We start from the raw sequence: 17,574 nt of genomic DNA on the forward strand, positions 1-17,574 counted from the left end.
TTCTGAAAATATGGGCTTCAATCAAACATCTAGCAATCGTCCGTTAGAGATCTATATGTTTATTGATCCATTGTGTCCTGATTGTTGGGCACTTGAGCCCATTTTAAAAAAGCTAACAATTGAATATGGAAAGTATTTTACAATTCGCCATATTTTAAGTGGCCGCCTTGCTTCCTTAAATATACAAAAGAAAAATAAACCTGCAGACATGGCTCAGGTTTGGGAGCGCACTGCTAGTAGGTCAGGAATGTCTTGTGATGGTAGTTTATGGCTTGAAAATCCGATTTCAGCTCCACATTCTGTATCGATTGCGATTAAAGCGGCTGAGCTGCAAGGAAAAAGAGCTGGTATACGTTTTTTAAGAAAACTCCAGGAAAATCTCTTCCTTGAAAAACGTGACATTTCTGATATAGATGTATTAATGTCTTGCGCAGATGAAGTCGGACTTGATGTAAATGAATTTATGAATGACCTTCATTCATCAAGTGCTGCCAAAGCATTCCAATGTGACTTGAAGATCACATCTGAAATGGAAGTGGATGAAATCCCTACTCTCGTTTTCTTTAATGAAAACATTGAGGAAGAAGGTTTGAAAATTACGGGGTGTTATCCATATGAAATGTACGTCCATATCATTTACGATATGCTTGGTGAAAAAATCGAACCAACCCCAGCACCTCCATTAGAAGAATTCTTGAAATACTTTAAATTTGTTGCTTCAAAAGAAATTTCAGTTTTATACGACTTGCCTATACCAGAGGTCGAACGGGAAATGAAAAAGCTTATCCTTAAGCAGAAAGTAGAGCAAGTTCCTGTTAAGTACGGAACCTTCTGGAGATATATTGACTAAACGTACAAGCGACTGTAAGAGGAGCATTGCCTAACAACAGCCACGTCCTGTGGCAAATGTCGATGTCAACACATCGAAAAGCTTTGCACTTTCTTCGCGTGTGAATATGCTCCTAAAGTTTCTTGTCCTGTGTAAATACAACAAGCATAAGGCGAGAAGATTGTTCTTTGACCTTCTTGTTTGATTGGCTAGTGACCTTGAGGGGCTAGGCGGTGAAACAAAATTATTGAATAACAAAAAAGACTTGGTCGTTTGACCAAGTCTTTTTTTCTATTTCAATAAAGGGGATGGGAGAAATCTCACTTCAAACAAAGGGGTGTTGTTTGTGTGATTACTTCTTGAATACATAATAGCAAGATTGATAACCATTTTCAACTATTTGTACATTTTTTCACAAAGTTGTCAAATTCCCTATTCTTAAAACGCATGCTTGGACATAGATATTAAAATAGATACTTACATTCACTTGTAAGGAGGGCGTGTCTATGAGGAAAATTGGGCTGATTATCGGGGTGGTTATGATTATCCTCACCTTTGGACTAAACATATTAGGATTGATGAAATTAATTCCCCTTTACATTACGACCCCTCTTTTATTTCTATCATTACTCGTGACACTTGTTATTTATAATCACCGAAATCGATTTAGGGGTTTTCATTAATTTTGCAAATAAGAGGGCATCCAATAATGGATGCCCTTCCTCTTTATTGTCTAGCTCCAGGCCCATCAGATCGAATCATAAGCCGGTCAGCTGAACCTTTCGCATTACTTATTGCTTTTCTAATAATTTTTCCATTTCAGTTAGGGTTGCTTCGAATACTTTACATGCTTCTTTAATCGGCTCCGCTGAATTCATGTCTACACCTGCATTTTTAAGTACCTCAATAGGATAATTGGAGCTTCCCGCTTTAAGGAAATTGTTAATATATCGTTCAACAGCAGGGTTACCCTCTTCTAGGATTTGCTTACTTAAAGCTGTTGCAGCACTATAGCCTGTTGCATACTGATATACGTAATAGTTATAGTAGAAATGCGGAATTCGAGACCACTCTAAGCCGATTTCCTCATCTACCACAATATTTGTACCAAAGTATTTCTTGTTTAACTCATAGTACATTTCAGTAAACAGATCTGGTGTTAATGCTACTCCCTCTTGGGCTTTCATGTGAATCATATGTTCAAATTCTGCGAACATCGTCTGACGGAATACAGTTCCTCTAAAGCCTTCAAGCTGATGATTTAAAAGATATAATCTCTTTTGGTCATCGTCAATCGTTTTTAATAAGTAATCTCCTAACAGTGCCTCATTACAAGTAGACGCAACCTCTGCTACAAAGATCGAATAATTACCATATGTGTATGGTTGATTGTTTCTTGTGTAGTAACTGTGTACCGAGTGACCAAATTCATGAGCTAACGTGAACAGATTATTCACATTGTCCTGCCAGTTCATAAGGATATATGGATTTGTACCATATGCACCAGATGAATACGCTCCGCTTCGCTTTCCTTTGTTTTCTTGAACATCAACCCATCGATTATCAAAGCCCTCTTTTAGAACATTAATATAATCCTCACCTAGTGGAGCAAGCCCTTTAAGGATATAATCCTTTGCTTCCTCATAAGAAACTTCCATTTTTACGTCTTTGACTAATGGTGTGTAGAGGTCATACATATGCAACTCATCTACCCCTAACGCTTTTTTACGTAAGTCAACGTACCTATGTAAAAGAGGCAGATTTTCATTAATGGTATTTACTAGATTATCATATACCGTTTCTGGAATATTATTGCTGCTTAGGGCTGCTTCGCGGGCTGATTTATAATTACGAATTCGGGCATTAAAATTATCCTTCTTTACAGTACCACTTAATGTGCTACCAAAGGTATTTTTAAATTTACCGTACGTATCATATACCGCTTTAAAAGCTTCTTCTCTCACACGTGGGTCTGAGCTTTCCAGGAATCGAATATAACGACCATGTGTGATTTCTACCTCTTCACCGTTCTCATCTTTAATAGTCGGGAACGTTAGGTCAGCATTATTTAGCATCCCAAATGTATTGCTTGAAGAATCCATTACTTCATAAGCTTGTGCAAGCAAGGCTTCTTCTTTTGCAGTTAATACATGTGGTCGTTCACGATTAATATCATTTAATGCATGCTCGTATACCTTCAACTCTTCTTTTTCCGCTAAAAAGGATTTTATTTTATCTTCATCGACTGATAAAATTTCCGGCACGATAAATGCGAGCGCACTTCCTACCTGTGTATACAAATTAGTTGCACGATCATATAAACCTTGATAAAACGAATTGGATGTATCTTGGTCATTACGCATATGTGCATATGTATAGAGTTTTCCCATTCGTAAGGAAATTGCATCTTGATAAGCTAAGGCTTCATACAGCTGATCCGCAGATTCGCCGAGTTTTCCTTGGAATGCTTCAATTCCAGGGATCATCTCTTTTATTTCTTGAAATTCTTTTTCCCAATCTACGTCAGATGCAAAAATATCTTCTAATCTCCAAGTATCCTGTTCAGCAATCTCATTACGATTCGGGAGCTTCTTTACAGTTGATTGTTCAGCCATTTTATAAACCTCCTAATTCCTATTCTTTAAAATGTATTCGATATCCTATTGACTATCTCCTTTTTTATTAGAAAAAGTTTAAGTTTTTTGAATTCAGTCATCCACCAATATTAGGTTTTACCATTCCAACTTCTTCATTCTGTCCAACACTTTCCAATCTTTTGGTAAGGGCTACATCCATATTATAGGCTTCCTCCAAATTAACGGGTATTTGGAATTCTCTTACTTTTTGATATTTTGTCTGTGTAAGTTTTTTTAGTTGCCCTGCTTTCACAAGCAAATCCAGGTATTCCTCCACAGCAAGAGAATATTGGGTATGAAAAATCAATGGTAGATGTCTGATTGTAATGTTATTTGAAGCAATTTGCTTCGATATCACCTCCATTGCCTTTGAAAAAAAGAATGTATCCCCTACTTGCAGTGGAAGCAATAAATCTAACACCGTCCACATTTGCCATATCATTGGTGGTGTATGGAACCAGTAGGCAGAGCGGACAGGCAAACCAGCTTCAGCTGGCAGGTGGGCTGGAGGTATTCGGTTTTGATAGAGAGATGATAATAATGATGCGATTTGATTAGATGAATAAACAGAGTAGCTTGCTCTCCATTTATACTTTTTTCTTACCCACAAACTTTGATAGGTAAACGTTGGTTGGTTGGGGGCTAGTAATTTTGGAAAGGTATGCACATTTTCTTTATGGAATTGAATGGTACAAAAGGTTTCACTAGTTGTAAAAGGTTGAAGGTTTGAGAGTTTTACAAAGGTAGAGGTATCTGGGCAATAATAAAGTATGCTAGGTTGGAATGGTTGATTGAAAGAGGTTGCAAAAAGCCATTGAAATGGTGAGAGTCGAACTGAGTAGGTTGACTGTCGTTTAAACCATTTTGCTCCTAAGATCCAAATTGGTACAATACCTTTGTTCCTATAAGAGTCTGATCTTTTCTTAAACAAAGGGTAATCAATTTGGGAGCACTGGTACTCGATTGCATACTGTTTGTCTTCTGTGGTCACTAAAAGGTCAGGGCGTTGCGAGATTTCATCTAAATAAGGCTCTAACTGGACCTTATAGCCTTGTCCTTGAATCCAACAATAGAGCTGTCGTTTGCCTTCGAGATGGTACTCAGATTCCGGCTCAGTTTTAACACTGCATTTTGCTCCTCTTAGATGTGCGAAATGATGTGTTTTCTTCATTCCCGCTTTTAACTGAACCTTACTTTGACATGCCGGACAAAGAAAGCTTTCATTGCTACGAAGTTCAAGTAAATCAGAGCGCTTCCATTTTTCCACTAACGAAATATATTCACCATTTTCACGTAACGCAACAAACACTCACGTCATCTCCTTACTTCTAATTTACTGCTACTTAAAAATAGCACAGATAACCGTGCATGTACAATTACAAAATTTCGAATTTTTCACACAAAAAAAGCCGATTCCAAAAAATGAAATCGACTTTTACTTATAGTGAGAAGTATTTAACCATCTCAGTTAATGCATTCTCATTAATTATCTTTTTACCATACTCTTCAATTCTATGAACAGAAAGTGCTGACTCATTCCCATACTCTAAGACTATGCTGAGCATATTCTCGAGTTCATCCTCTGTATAGAGTTCCTCATTAAATTCAATAAATAAATAGTACTTATTTTCAAACGAGTACAAGGAATTATTCAATCCATTTAGTTGAATCCGGTGTGCAAGAGAAATAACATCTTCAAAATCATTAAATCGAATTAGAAATTGGAAGTTTTCTTCCTCAAATTCCTCGACAAAATCATTTTCCTCATACTTAGAATGAAATTGCTGATCAAGTAAAGATTCAATCTTTTCGTCTACTGGAATCTTATCGTCACCAACAGGTAGTTCATATTTATTCCCATCTTTTGATAGTTGTGCGCGTGTTACAAGTACCTCTAACCCTTTTTCTAACGCCTGGACTTGGATCCATAGTGGACCATCAATCGTGAATTCTTCTTCTTGATGAATTTCATCCATCATTTCCCAGAAGAGCTCTTCGCTTCGTTCCCGGTTATACCATATTTCTTCACGTTCAAATCCGCGTTGCTCTATGTCATTATATGAAATGTAGAATTTAACAGTATGTTCGTTTATTCTTTCGATTTCCATTACAGAACCTCTCCCTTCTTGCTCAGATTTTGAAGGGACGTTATACCCCCGAGCCAGATGCTCTTTAAACTGTGAGTTCAAAAGGAGGATGAAAAGGACCGAGAAGTTCGAGGCGGCGCATCTTTGAGTACCGGAACGTATGCAACTAATACGTGAGGAACAAAAAAAGCAAGCCAACGAAGAAATTCGATGTGTCATTTTCACCTGACTTTTTGAACAACCACTTTTATTCACTTTTCCCATTATGGCTGTAGAATAACCTATCTTAAAGAAAAAAGTCTATATCTTGTACTTTATTTTATGTTAAAAGATATGAGAATGGAAATAAAAAAGAGTAATTTGTAAAAAACAGTGATTTTGCCCGGTTTTCATTCAAATTTATTTTGAATGCGGTTAAGTTTTTCGGGATGTTACTGTTTTACGTACCATTATAATACGAAACACAAAAGAAAACGAGAAATATGTCCTAATAAATTTTAGAAAAGTACAAGGCGAGCAGTCTTTGGCGAGCAGCATTTGAATAGTGATGGCAGAAGGTGTTATTTATCTGCCGAAGCAACTGGCTTAGACCATAGAGCCGAATGGCGCCTGTAGCTAGAAAAAAATAAAAAAACTTCTACAGGAGTAGAAGTTTCTTGTTGTTAGTTTACTAAGCGTTGTGCTTCTTTTAATTGGAAGGTACGAACTTTTCTTGGTAAAAATCTGCGAATTTCGTCCTCATTGTATCCAACCTGAAGTCTCTTCTCATCGATGATAATTGGTCGGCGAAGAAGACCAGGGTTTTCTTGAATTAATTTATATAAATCTTGAAGAGGCATTGTCTCAAGATTTACATTTAATTTTTGGAATACTTTAGAACGAGTTGAGATGATCTCATCTGTTCCATCTTCCGTCATACGTAAAATTTCTTTAATCTCTTCGATTGAAAGAGAATCAGAAATAATGTTTCTTTCTTGATATGGAATTTGATTTTCCTCTAACCATGACTTCGCTTTACGGCATGAAGTACAGCTTGGAGAAGTATAAAGAGTAACCATTAACTTATCACTCCCTTAAAAAGTAGATTATTACTTAACAATCAGCATGATTGGTCATGGAGTTTATGCTAAATTAAAATTAATTTAATTAAGTAATTTCTTTAATTATTATACCTTAAATTTTCTGAGAAAGATAGACAATTTTAAAGAAAACTTTTGCTTAATTAACATGTTGATTCACAGTCGTTTCTCTAATAAAGGCAATTGGAAATACAGCCCCAATTGCTTAATAGTTTACACATCTCTTAAGATATCACGATTATCATTCTTATTGTTAAATGATAATACTTCATTAACATCTTGGTAGGAATCTCCATAAAATTCTTTATCTTTGTACGTGTGAATCTCATCGTACGTTTTTCTCATCGCTTTGTAAATAAGTTCTTCCGACTCGTTAGTTGGAGACCAGTATAGTATTTCCATTTGATTAGACTCATTTGTTGCTAACGATTTACGTTCATAACCAATTGAAGTTGCGTGTTCGAAACCTTCTCTCTTATAGAACTTTAACCTTTTTTCAGTATCTGAGTCTTCATAGTTCACGGGTTCGACCTCTAGAATAATGGGTTTTCCTTTTTTCTTTAATTTTTCAAGAAGTTTATGGCCAAGCCCTTGTCCACGCGATTCTTTTGAAACGAAGAGATAGTCGATAAAAATAAAATGATCAAGTTCAACATACATGAGGACATGATAGGGTCCTTCATCTTTATGATAAATATCTCCTTTTTCTTTCAAGAGGGTTTCCATATGCTCTTTTGACTTCATTTCTTCAATTGGAAAATATTGATTTAGTTTCTCATACCAGTTCATACATCTGCTCCTTGTACTTTGATAGGACTTTCTTAGTGTATGCAATGTTTTTGTTTTGTTTCTAAAATTAGATATTCCCTCTTTCTTTAAAACTAAACTTGGAATAGAATAGAAGTAAAGAAGCGTTTTCATTAAGGGGGATATTCATGGCAAGCTACATAATGGATTTAGGTCTAATTGCTATTTTAGTCATTGGTATTACTGCTTTGATGGGTGTTATCGCAAATGGCGTTGGGGAAAATGTTTTTGGAGGTAAATCCGGCTCTAATATAGTAACACGTGATCTAAATGTAAAAGCTGGTTGGAAAAACGTTGGTGGACGGAAAAAATAAATATGATAAGCTGGCACATTGAGTCGTGCCAGCTTTTTTATGGCGTATAATCTACACCTTTTGTGTAGCTATTCCCAGCGTTCCATAGTAGGAATTCATGAATACCTTGGTCTTGCAATCCTTTTATTTGGGCTTCAATTTCATCTTTTCCATAAACAGTATAATTACCTTTTCCAAGCCAGCTTGCTGTGAAATCTTGGAGCCAAGGTCTTGAAACAGGTCTATTTTTAATTTGATTTAGCTTATGATTTTCAACTTTTGCATATTCAGATACCAATCGATACGGCTCTAAGTCTGGGCGGGGAATTCCAAAATAAGACGTCCAATGACTCGGGTAAATCATGGATGAGATGACATCAACATGCTCAGATATTTTCGAAAAATTTTGACCAATACCTGGTGCTTCAGGTAATGTTGCGGTGTACCCAAAAATATCTACAGAAACCTTCACATTATATGGCTCTAATTTTTCTTTTGCATATGCCACAAAATCGGTAACAGCGGCGACTCTCTTTTGTACATTATCAAGCTCCACTTTTTCATATTCACCCATACTATAGGTTAAAGAACTATCTCGTCTTTCAAACCCTTCAGGAAAGCGAACATAATCAAATTGTATCTCTTGAAATCCAAGCTTGGCTGCTTCAATTGCGATTCCTACATTATGGTCCCAAACTTCTTTTAAAAATGGATTTACAAAAGCTTCTCCGCGCCCATTTTTCCATACTTTATCCCCATCTTTAAACGATAATTCTGGACGTTGCTGTGCTAATACAGAGTCCTTAAATACAACAACCCTTGCGATTGGGTAAATCTGCTTTTCTTCTAGTTTTTTAAGCATTGCTGTTGGGTCTTTGATATAATCCTTACTAATATTCTGATGTTTTGAGCCTTTTGGTGGTACGTAGGTTAAATATCCAAAGTCGTCTTTAACATCAATAACCATAGCATTAAGGTCCGTATTCTCGATTAATTGGACAAGTTGTGAAAAACGATCACCACCGGCAGAATGGGCTGTTACGTATACCCCTCTTATGGCATCAGGATATTCAAATTGAAAGCCAGAATTAAATTCAAAACGCGAAACTAACTCAGGTAATTCCTTTTTTGGCATAACCAATTTACTCGTTGGATGTGAGTCCATAGCAAAATTTTTATTTTCTGCAGAGCTTGTTTGAGTAACAAAGAAAGTACCGAATACAACGATAATCATTGCCCCAACTAAAGATATAATCTTTTTCATCAAAGCTTCCTCCTTCCTTCCAATCTTCTATAGTCATTTTAAATGAACTTTCCAGAAAATAATACAAATTTAGACAAAATTCTTAGTGAATAAGGTATTTATTCAATTGTATGAGCAGTTTTGTCTATATATTTTAGTGTTCTTATAAACCTTACTGATATTAGTGGTAAATCTGCTCAAACAAAAAAATGGCCCTCTTATTAGGCCATTTAACTGTAATGCGATTTATATTCTTGAAATTCTTTTTCCGAGCAAGAAACGAGATGCCCGGGGCGAATCTCACGTAATTTGACTTCTTCATTATCTGAGTATCCATGTTCTTTCGGATCATATATAATTCTTTTTCGATTGCGTTCATAGTTCGGATCTGGCAATGGAATTGCTGATAACAAAGATTTTGTGTAGGGATGAATAGGGTTTGAATAGAGATCGTTAGCATCGGCAAGTTCCACAATTTTTCCGAAGTACATAACACCAATTCTGTCACTGATATATTTTACCATTGACAAATCATGGGCAATAAATAAGTAAGTCAAGCCTTTCTCTTCTTGAAGTTTTTTCATTAAGTTTACAACTTGAGCTTGAATGGAAACATCTAATGCAGAAATCGGTTCATCAGCAATAATAAAATCTGGCTTTACCGCAAGGGCACGCGCAATACCAATCCGTTGGCGTTGTCCTCCAGAGAATTCATGTGGATATCGATTCGCATGCTCACGGTTTAGCCCTACTGTTTCAAGTAACGTATAAACCTGTTCCATACGTTCGGCATTATTTTTTGCGAGCCCATGAATATCGATTCCTTCTGCGATGATATCCGCTACGGTCATTCTTGGATTTAGTGAAGCATATGGATCTTGAAAAATCATTTGCATTTTTCGGTTAAACTTTTTCAATTCTTTACGCGACTTTCTTCCATGAACATTCTCTCCATTGAAAAGGACCTCTCCACCCGTGGCATTGTATAACCGTATAATGGTCCTTCCTGTGGTAGATTTACCACATCCAGACTCTCCAACCAGGCCAAGTGTTTCACCTTTGTAAATATCAAAGGTAATCCCATCAACAGCTTTCACCATATTTGGTTTATCAATATTAAAATATTGCTTTAAGTTTTTAATTTCTACCAATTTTTGTTTTTCAGCCATTTCATTCATCATCCTTTCCTAAGCTTATCGGATGAGAAATTTTTCATACGACGCTTGACTGCTTCAGGTGGTTCCACTTTAGGAGCATCAGGGTGTAGAAGCCAAGTCGCTGCATAATGTGTCTCAGAAATTTTAAACATTGGTGGTTCCTTTTCAAAGTCAATTTTCATTGCATAACGATTTCTTGGAGCAAATGCATCCCCTTTTGGAGGATTTGTAAGGTCAGGTGGTGAACCGGGAATTGCCATAAGCTCTGTTTTTTCATCACTATCTAAGCTTGGCATTGACGATAATAATCCCCAAGTATAAGGATGCTTAGGATTATAGAAAATTTCATCCACTGTACCAGTCTCAACGATTTTCCCAGCATACATTACCGCTACCCGATCGGCTACATTCGCAACCACACCTAAATCATGAGTGATAAAAATAATGGATGTTTCCATTTTTTTTTGGAGGTCCTTCATTAATTCTAAAATCTGCGCTTGTATCGTAACATCTAATGCTGTGGTAGGTTCGTCTGCAATCAATAATTTCGGATTTGAGGCTAACGCAATGGCAATCATCGCACGTTGCCTCATACCCCCACTAAATTCATGTGGATATTGATTGACTCTCTTCTCTGGGCTAGGGATTCCAACAAGACGAAGGAGTTCGATTGCACGGTCCTTTGCATTTCCCTTTGACATATTTTGATGTTTAATTAAAACCTCAATAATTTGCATACCAACCTTCATCGTTGGGTTAAGGGAGGTCATTGGGTCCTGAAAGATCATTCCGATATCCTTCCCACGAATCTTCTCCATTTCCTTGTTGGTTTTTGGAACAAGATCTTCACCATCAAAAAGAATTTGACCATTACTAATTTTTCCAGGTGGCATTGGAATAAGCTTCATGATTGTTTGTGAGGTTACACTTTTCCCTGACCCTGATTCGCCGACAATCGCAAGTGTTTCACCTTTATATAAATCAAAATTCACACCGCGAACCGCCTTTACTTCACCAGCATAGGTTTGAAAAGAGACTTCTAGGTCTTTTACTTCCAATAACTTTTCCATTTACTCACTCCCTTACTTGCGCAGCCTAGGGTCTAATGCGTCACGCATTCCATCTCCAATTACGTTAAAAGCAAAGATTGTGATACAGATTAAGGTAGCAGGGAAAAACAAGCGCCATGGATAATATTCAAATGCAGGTAGTCCCTCAGAGGCCATCGTTCCCCAGCTGGCAAGTGGAACTTGAACACCTAATCCAAGATAACTTAGAAAAGATTCAGTGAAAATGGCATTTGGGATTGTTAGCGTCATTGTTACCAAAATGGGGCCCATTGAATTAGGTATCAAATGTTTGAACATTATTCTTTTAACATCCGCTCCAAGCGTTTGTGCGGCAAGTACATATTCCTGATATTTTAATTGTAGAACTTGTCCCCTTACAATTCTTGCCATATTGATCCATCCAGTAATCGTCATTGCTAGTATCATTGTTCCTAACCCTTGTTCGAGAATAACCATAAGTAAAATAACTAAAAGCAAATATGGGACGCCGTATAGAATGTCAGCGACTCTCATCATGAATTCATCCACTTTACCGCCCATGTAACCTGATATGCCACCCCATAAAACACCAATCACAAGATCAATTATTGCAGCTGCTAGTCCTATAAATAAAGAGATTCTCGCACCTTCCCATGTCCTTGTGAACACATCTCTACCCAATTCATCTGTTCCAAACCAATGCACACTAGATGGTGCTTCATTCGCATGGGCAAGGTCTGTTGTCCGATAATCAAACTCAGTCATCATTGGCCCAAAAATCGCCATGAATAATAGTAGGACTAAGAGAACTATACCTACTATGGCCAATTTATTTTTTTTGAATCTAGAGGTGACATCCTTCCAAAACGATAAACTTGGTTTTGAAATTTTTTCAGCCTCATTCTCATTTAATGTTGCTGGTGCAAACATTTCCTTTGGAATATTCTGCATAAGTTACTCTCCTTTCTTCGCACCAGATAGCTTAATGCGAGGATCAATAAATCCGTACAAAATATCAACAAGGAGAACAGAAATTAAGAGTAAGATACTATAAAAAACAGTAACTCCCATAATCACGGTGTAGTCGCGATTGGTTATACTCGTTACAAATTCGTCCCCTAATCCAGGTATTCCAAAGATTTTTTCGATAACAAAACTACCAGTTAAGATACCAGCAGTTAATGGCCCCATATAAGATACAACAGGCAACATTGCATTACGTATCGTATGCTTCATGGTGATTGTACCTTTCTTTAATCCTTTTGCTCGAGCTGTCTTTATGTAATCGTTACTTAGTACCTCAAGCATACTTGAACGTGTTAATCTGGCTATAAAGGCCATTGGTGAGGATGATAATGCAATTGCAGGTAATATAGTATGCATAAATGATTCCCACCTCGCAACTGGAAACAGGTCTAGCTTAATGGCGAATATATATTGTAAAACCGTAGCTAAAATAAAGCTTGGAACGGATATACCAAAAACCGCAATTATCATCGCAGAATAGTCTTGCCATTTGTTATGATAAAGTGCAGCAATCACACCTAGTACAACACCGAAAGCAATCGCAATAAGAATAGCCTCGATCCCTAAAAAGAGAGAAATTGGAAATCCATTATTGATGATTTCATTAACGGTCATTGCTTTATATTTAAAGGATGGGCCAAAATCCCATCTTGCCACATCATATAAATAGTCAAAATACTGCTTATACAATGGCTGATCTAAGCCGTAATGGGCATTAAGAGCTGCTTCAATCTCTGGAGGGACATCCTTCTCTTTCGTAAATGGACCTCCCGGAGCTGCTTGCATTAAGAAAAATGTGGCGGTAACAATCAAGATAAGCGAAACGATCATATAGATTAATCTCTTAATTATATATTTTGCCACTTCGTACACCTCCCATTGCAATCACATATGGTTTTCAAAAAGTAAGGTATATAGGCCAACTATATACCTTACTCTTTTGTTCTTATTGGTGATTTCCTAGTTTGCGATTACTCAAAATACGCCCATTTGTATTGAACATCTCCTAATGGAGAAATAACGACTCCTTTTAGGTTGTCATTTTGAACCCAGTTGTTTGTATAAAAGTATACTGGTGCAATTGGCATTTCATCGATTACCAATTGTTCAGCATCTTTTAATAGCCCAAGTCGCTTTTCTTTATCGGTTTCTTTTGCAGCTTGTGCTAAAAGATTATTAAATGTTTCATTTGTCCAGCCGGTATCATTATTTCCTTTTGGGACTGTAAAGATTTCAAGGAAGTTCACAGGATCGTTGAAATCAGCTAACCAACCAGCACGACCAATTTGGAAATTTCCTTGATCAATATTATCAAGATACACGTTCCATTCAGCATTATTAAGAGTAACTTCAATCCCCAAAGCCTTTCTCCACATATCTTGAATCGCTTGGGCAACCTTTTGATGGCCTTCTGAGGTATTATAGGATAAAGCAATCTCTGGAAGTTCAGAAACGTCTGATAACCCAAGTTCATCTAAAGCTTTTTGTAAATGTTCCTTTGCAGCATCCACATCATTATCTTTAAAATAGCCCTTCTCATTTTCCTTTAATATTGCAGACGGAACGAGGGCCATTGCTGGAATTTGTCCACCCTGCGTGACATTTTCAACTATTGCTTTTCGATTGATTGAATAACTAAGAGCTTTTCGAAGATTTTCATTTTGAAACGGCTCTTTATTAATATTAAATTTAAACCAATACGTACCCGCAATCGGGCTCTTTTGTAAAGTGCCTTCTTTATCTAAAGTTGGAATTACATCTGTAGGTAATGATGATGTAGGTGCACCAGCCCAATCAAGCTCACCCTTTTTGAAGCTTTGGTATTCAGTATTCGGATCGTTAATCATATCCATTGTGATTTTTTCGAGCTTCACTGAATCTGCATCCCAATAATCTTTGTTCTTTTCAAGAGTGATAGTCGATGATTTATCCGTTATGACAAAAGGTCCATTTGAGACATAGGATTCATCCACTCGATTTGCCCAATCTTGATTATCCTTCGCAATTTTACTATTAACAGGGTAATACGTATAAAAAGCTGTTAATTCTAAGAAGTAAGCTGTCGGGTTCGTTAGTTTTACTTCAAGAGTTTTATCATCAATCGCTTTTATGCCCACATTCTCCATTTTCTCAATTGAGATATCTGGTGTATCGTATGCCTCCTTTGCGCCTTCAATATAATTGTATATTTGTGACGCATAGTCTGATTGATTTGCAGGGACCAATACCCACTTCCAAGCATATTCAAAATCGTGAGCGGTAACAGGATCACCATTCGACCATTTGGCATCACGGATTGTGAAAGTATAGGTTTTTCCATCATCTGACACATTAATCTTTTCCGCCATTGCTTCTTCGGCTTCTCCATTTTTATTGATGCGAGTTAAACCTTCAAAAGCATGATTGAGAACTACCCCCGAAGTGGAGTCAGTTGCCAGACCTGGGTGTAAAGTAGGTGGTTCAGAACTTATATTGATTCGTAGTTCTTGCTTTGGCCCTTCCCCCTCTGCTCCTCCTCCTTTTTCATTTCCATTATCAAATGTGCCACAGGCTGATAAAATAAGAATACTCGCAAAAAGTATGCTTAATAGCCACGATATTTTTTTCAAATAGATGACCTCCTAATATGTAATTTCCTTTTTTTGTTTCAAAAGATATACGCTACTTATGTTGTTTCAAAACGTACTATCTTATGCGCAAATGGGCCTTAAGTTTTTAGCTAGAATACTTGCATTTCATGAAGAAAAGATTATAATAAAAATAATATTAATATCGGGCTATGAAGAAGAGTAGTACATATGTGGACATTAATTAAGAGGTCATTACCTCTTTCAGAGAGTCTGTGGTTGGTGTGAACAGATATTGGAGCATATGGAATGGACTTTGAGCATCTTTGCTGAAAATTGAAGTAGGCTAAGACGCATTCCTTACGTTACAAGGAAACGAGAGATTTTACCCTATATGGGTAAAATAACTAGGGTGGCAACGCGGAAACCATTCGTCCCTAACATTAATTTGTTAGGGACGAATGGTTTTTTATTTTGCCCAACTCTACTCTAAGCTTTATACCAGTCACTTAAAGGAGAGAAACAACATGCAAACTATTTTTTCAGGTATTCAACCGAGCGGTTCTGTAACATTAGGTAACTACATTGGGGCAATGAAACAATTTATTGAATTGCAAAATGAATACAATTGCTTCTATTGTATTGTTGACCAACATGCAATTACTGTTCCACAGGATGCTCAAGAATTACGTAAGAACATTAAGAGCTTAGCAGCACTTTATATCGCAATTGGACTTGATCCAGAAAAAGCTACTTTATTCATTCAGTCAGAGGTTCCAGCACATGCTCAAGCTGGTTGGATGTTACAATGTGTTTCCTATATAGGTGAACTCGAAAGAATGACTCAATTTAAAGATAAGTCCCAAGGAAAAGAAGCTGTTGTGGCTGGTTTATTAACATATCCACCGTTAATGGCTGGAGACATTCTTCTTTATAATACAGACCTCGTTCCAGTAGGTGAAGACCAAAAGCAACATATTGAACTCACAAGAGACCTTGCGGAAAGATTCAACAAAAAATATCGTGAAATCTTTACAATACCTGAACCAAGAATTCCAAAAGAAGGCGCAAGAATTATGTCCTTACAGGATCCTACAAAGAAAATGAGTAAATCTGATCCAAATCCAAAAGCATATATTGCTTTACTTGATGACCCAAAACAAATTGAAAAGAAAATCAAGAGTGCAGTAACAGATTCAGAGGGTATTGTAAAATTTGATAAGGAAAATAAACCCGGTATTTCTAATTTGCTTACCATCTATTCAAATTTCAGCAATAAAACCATTGAGGAAATCGAAGCATTATATGAAGGAAAAGGTTATGGGGATTTCAAAGCAGACCTTGCGGAAGTCGTATTAAGCGAGATTCGCCCAATACAAGAAAGATACCACGAAATTTTTAACTCACCAAAATTGGACGAAATCCTTGATGCTGGTGCTGAAAAGGCCAATAGAGTTGCGAGTAAAACCGTAAAAAAAATGGAAAATGCCATGGGACTTGGTAGAAAGAGAAAATAATTCAGCAGAATTTCAAGTCTTAGCTAACGGCAATAAAGTTGATGTAATGTCCATAAATCTAGATTATCGGCTATAAACTTTTTTTTACGGCCATTAAATTTATTTATCGGCCATAACTTCAAACTTGATGATATCTGAATCAAAAAGAAAAAAGGATTTGTCTTAAAAACAAATCCTTTTTCTTTTACACTTTTGATTCATGTTCTATTTCCCAAAGTTTTTCAAAAAATGGTTGACCTTTAATCAAATTTTCACATAGTTGTACATGTTTGCTTGTCCAACCGTTTCTCGTTTCTTCATAGAGGTTTTGCCAAACTTCTTCAAATTGCATTTCTTGAATTTCGTGGTATTTCGAAGGATTCCACTCCGTATACCAATACCTTATCTCTGCCACATTTTTCGTTGATGCTAATTGATCTAACGCCATAAATAATAGCTGCTTTAACTGTCTTTCCTTTCGGGTCAAGCCTGCCATTTCAATTGGCGATGGAGATAAAATGTGATGTTCCTTATCCTTTATGATATCCTTATTATCAAAGGTATAAGGAATCGCTTCATGGCCATTCACCATCTCATAAACGAGTTGTTCTTGTCGAGGAATTAATCGACTTTTTCGAATTGGGATATTATAACCTATTGTGTCTACTGCAATAATCCCTTGACCATCTGTTACAACGAAGCAATAATCTTGCTGAATTCGTTCATGATTTTTACGAACATACGCTTTTTGGTAAACATCCATGAGTAGTTGTTGTGGTAGTTCCATTAAATCATTCTCAATGTAGTTAAACAAAGGAGACTCAATTTTTAGCAAAGGTACCTGGTCTAACAGTTCAACACTATCATCCTTGCGCCATTCATGGAAGTGGCAAACGTTGTAACCATTTTCTTCACCTTCAAACCAATTTACCCAAATATCATGAAGAAACAACATTTTTTACCCCTCACTTCAAAGCTGTTTGTCAACAGTATAGGCAGAAGGAGAAAGTTTTATTCCAAAATATTCATGTATTGTTAGAAAATACATATAAAATTAATCCTTTTCTGTGGATTCAAAAGGAAAATAAATACTTATCCAAACCATTACTAAACCGACTACGATTAAGTAACACTCGATTCTTTTACTAATAAATTGTAGAAATTCAATAAAAGTGTATCCTGTCGTAGTTAAATTCAAATATGCAATAGTAGTAATTCCACCGCAAACAGCCAGTCCAAACCCAACTAAAAATATAAATGCTCTACCCATCTGAATACCTTGCAATAGCTAATTTCAAACCAATC

The 17,574-nt window shown here is 36.6% G+C and carries 17 protein-coding genes and 1 other annotated feature; of the genes, 4 read left to right on the top strand and 13 right to left on the bottom strand.

All coding sequences use genetic code 11. From position 1 onward, the window contains the following. Positions 1–10: 10 nt before the first annotated feature. Positions 11–850, top strand: a complete 840-nt coding sequence (locus NST91_RS18630) for a ClpXP adapter SpxH family protein (protein WP_341333561.1) — start codon at positions 11–13, stop codon at positions 848–850. A 485-nt stretch (positions 851–1,335) separates the two neighbouring features. Then, positions 1,336–1,512, top strand: a complete 177-nt coding sequence (locus tag NST91_RS18635) for a hypothetical protein (protein ID WP_245864076.1) — start codon at positions 1,336–1,338, stop codon at positions 1,510–1,512. A 108-nt stretch (positions 1,513–1,620) separates the two neighbouring features. On the opposite strand, the gene pepF is transcribed toward NST91_RS18635, so the two are convergent. The 5 genes from pepF to NST91_RS18660 form a co-directional block, all read right to left on the bottom strand. Further along, positions 1,621–3,444 carry an oligoendopeptidase F gene (gene pepF / locus NST91_RS18640; protein ID WP_341332327.1) on the bottom strand — a complete coding sequence of 608 codons (1,824 nt, stop codon included), beginning with the start codon at positions 3,442–3,444 and terminating at the stop codon, positions 1,621–1,623. Between the two features lie 97 nt (positions 3,445–3,541). Beyond that, on the bottom strand, positions 3,542–4,774 hold the full coding sequence (locus NST91_RS18645) for a competence protein CoiA (RefSeq protein WP_341332328.1): 1,233 nt from the start codon (positions 4,772–4,774) through the stop codon (positions 3,542–3,544). A gap of 130 nt (positions 4,775–4,904) precedes the next feature. Beyond that, the gene (gene mecA, locus NST91_RS18650; RefSeq protein WP_341332329.1) at positions 4,905–5,573 is read right to left on the bottom strand and encodes an adaptor protein MecA; all 669 of its coding nucleotides are present in this window, start codon (positions 5,571–5,573) and stop codon (positions 4,905–4,907) included. Positions 5,574–6,214: 641 nt separating this feature from the next. Further along, on the bottom strand, positions 6,215–6,610 hold the full coding sequence (gene spxA / locus NST91_RS18655; RefSeq protein WP_099354197.1) for a transcriptional regulator SpxA: 396 nt from the start codon (positions 6,608–6,610) through the stop codon (positions 6,215–6,217). A gap of 234 nt (positions 6,611–6,844) precedes the next feature. Continuing rightward, positions 6,845–7,420: a GNAT family N-acetyltransferase gene (locus NST91_RS18660; RefSeq protein ID WP_341332330.1), complete on the bottom strand. Its 576-nt coding sequence runs from the start codon at positions 7,418–7,420 to the stop codon at positions 6,845–6,847. Positions 7,421–7,566: 146 nt separating this feature from the next. On the opposite strand from NST91_RS18660, the gene NST91_RS18665 reads away from it, so the two are divergent. After that, positions 7,567–7,752 carry a hypothetical protein gene (locus tag NST91_RS18665; protein ID WP_341332331.1) on the top strand — a complete coding sequence of 62 codons (186 nt, stop codon included), beginning with the start codon at positions 7,567–7,569 and terminating at the stop codon, positions 7,750–7,752. A gap of 37 nt (positions 7,753–7,789) precedes the next feature. Here NST91_RS18665 and NST91_RS18670 read toward each other — a convergent pair whose 3' ends face one another. From NST91_RS18670 to NST91_RS18695, 6 genes are all read right to left on the bottom strand, one after another. Further along, positions 7,790–8,995: a putative glycoside hydrolase gene (locus tag NST91_RS18670; RefSeq protein WP_341332332.1), complete on the bottom strand. Its 1,206-nt coding sequence runs from the start codon at positions 8,993–8,995 to the stop codon at positions 7,790–7,792. A 209-nt stretch (positions 8,996–9,204) separates the two neighbouring features. Beyond that, the gene (locus tag NST91_RS18675; RefSeq protein WP_341332333.1) at positions 9,205–10,143 is read right to left on the bottom strand and encodes an ABC transporter ATP-binding protein; all 939 of its coding nucleotides are present in this window, start codon (positions 10,141–10,143) and stop codon (positions 9,205–9,207) included. An 8-nt stretch (positions 10,144–10,151) separates the two neighbouring features. After that, positions 10,152–11,201 (bottom strand): ABC transporter ATP-binding protein, encoded by a 1,050-nt coding sequence (locus NST91_RS18680; RefSeq protein ID WP_341332334.1) that lies wholly within the window; start codon positions 11,199–11,201, stop codon positions 10,152–10,154. Between the two features lie 12 nt (positions 11,202–11,213). Continuing rightward, positions 11,214–12,131 (bottom strand): ABC transporter permease, encoded by a 918-nt coding sequence (locus NST91_RS18685; protein ID WP_341332335.1) that lies wholly within the window; start codon positions 12,129–12,131, stop codon positions 11,214–11,216. Positions 12,132–12,134: 3 nt separating this feature from the next. Beyond that, positions 12,135–13,070 (bottom strand): ABC transporter permease subunit, encoded by a 936-nt coding sequence (locus NST91_RS18690; protein ID WP_121445395.1) that lies wholly within the window; start codon positions 13,068–13,070, stop codon positions 12,135–12,137. Positions 13,071–13,177: 107 nt separating this feature from the next. After that, positions 13,178–14,815, bottom strand: a complete 1,638-nt coding sequence (locus NST91_RS18695; protein WP_341332336.1) for a peptide ABC transporter substrate-binding protein — start codon at positions 14,813–14,815, stop codon at positions 13,178–13,180. Positions 14,816–14,976: 161 nt separating this feature from the next. Further along, positions 14,977–15,215 (top strand) — a binding site (T-box leader). A gap of 85 nt (positions 15,216–15,300) precedes the next feature. Between NST91_RS18695 and trpS the strand changes: the two genes are divergently transcribed. Next, on the top strand, positions 15,301–16,290 hold the full coding sequence (gene trpS, locus NST91_RS18700) for a tryptophan--tRNA ligase (protein WP_341332337.1): 990 nt from the start codon (positions 15,301–15,303) through the stop codon (positions 16,288–16,290). 184 nt (positions 16,291–16,474) lie between these two features. Here the strand turns inward: trpS and NST91_RS18705 are convergent, their stop codons facing one another. Next, positions 16,475–17,224 carry a YjbA family protein gene (locus NST91_RS18705; protein WP_341332338.1) on the bottom strand — a complete coding sequence of 250 codons (750 nt, stop codon included), beginning with the start codon at positions 17,222–17,224 and terminating at the stop codon, positions 16,475–16,477. A gap of 99 nt (positions 17,225–17,323) precedes the next feature. Further along, the gene (locus NST91_RS26345; RefSeq protein ID WP_498079583.1) at positions 17,324–17,539 is read right to left on the bottom strand and encodes a YuzI family membrane protein; all 216 of its coding nucleotides are present in this window, start codon (positions 17,537–17,539) and stop codon (positions 17,324–17,326) included. Positions 17,540–17,574: the final 35 nt, after the last annotated feature.

The sequence above is a fragment of the Ferdinandcohnia sp. FSL W7-1320 genome, assembly GCF_038050315.1.
Classification (GTDB): Bacteria; Bacillota; Bacilli; order Bacillales; family Bacillaceae_L; genus Ferdinandcohnia; species Ferdinandcohnia aciditolerans.

Coding starts and splice junctions, on each gene's coding strand:
- NST91_RS18630 (WP_341333561.1), top strand. CDS start 11: ATGGGCTTCAATCAAACATCTAGCAATCGTCCGTTAGAGATCTATATG.
- NST91_RS18670 (WP_341332332.1), bottom strand. CDS start 8,995: ATGAAAAAGATTATATCTTTAGTTGGGGCAATGATTATCGTTGTATTC.
- mecA (WP_341332329.1), bottom strand. CDS start 5,573: ATGGAAATCGAAAGAATAAACGAACATACTGTTAAATTCTACATTTCA.
- NST91_RS18680 (WP_341332334.1), bottom strand. CDS start 11,201: ATGGAAAAGTTATTGGAAGTAAAAGACCTAGAAGTCTCTTTTCAAACC.
- NST91_RS18660 (WP_341332330.1), bottom strand. CDS start 7,420: ATGAACTGGTATGAGAAACTAAATCAATATTTTCCAATTGAAGAAATG.
- trpS (WP_341332337.1), top strand. CDS start 15,301: ATGCAAACTATTTTTTCAGGTATTCAACCGAGCGGTTCTGTAACATTA.
- spxA (WP_099354197.1), bottom strand. CDS start 6,610: ATGGTTACTCTTTATACTTCTCCAAGCTGTACTTCATGCCGTAAAGCG.
- NST91_RS18705 (WP_341332338.1), bottom strand. CDS start 17,224: ATGTTGTTTCTTCATGATATTTGGGTAAATTGGTTTGAAGGTGAAGAA.
- NST91_RS18665 (WP_341332331.1), top strand. CDS start 7,567: ATGGCAAGCTACATAATGGATTTAGGTCTAATTGCTATTTTAGTCATT.
- NST91_RS18675 (WP_341332333.1), bottom strand. CDS start 10,143: ATGGCTGAAAAACAAAAATTGGTAGAAATTAAAAACTTAAAGCAATAT.
- NST91_RS18635 (WP_245864076.1), top strand. CDS start 1,336: ATGAGGAAAATTGGGCTGATTATCGGGGTGGTTATGATTATCCTCACC.
- NST91_RS26345 (WP_498079583.1), bottom strand. CDS start 17,539: ATGGGTAGAGCATTTATATTTTTAGTTGGGTTTGGACTGGCTGTTTGC.
- NST91_RS18685 (WP_341332335.1), bottom strand. CDS start 12,131: ATGCAGAATATTCCAAAGGAAATGTTTGCACCAGCAACATTAAATGAG.
- pepF (WP_341332327.1), bottom strand. CDS start 3,444: ATGGCTGAACAATCAACTGTAAAGAAGCTCCCGAATCGTAATGAGATT.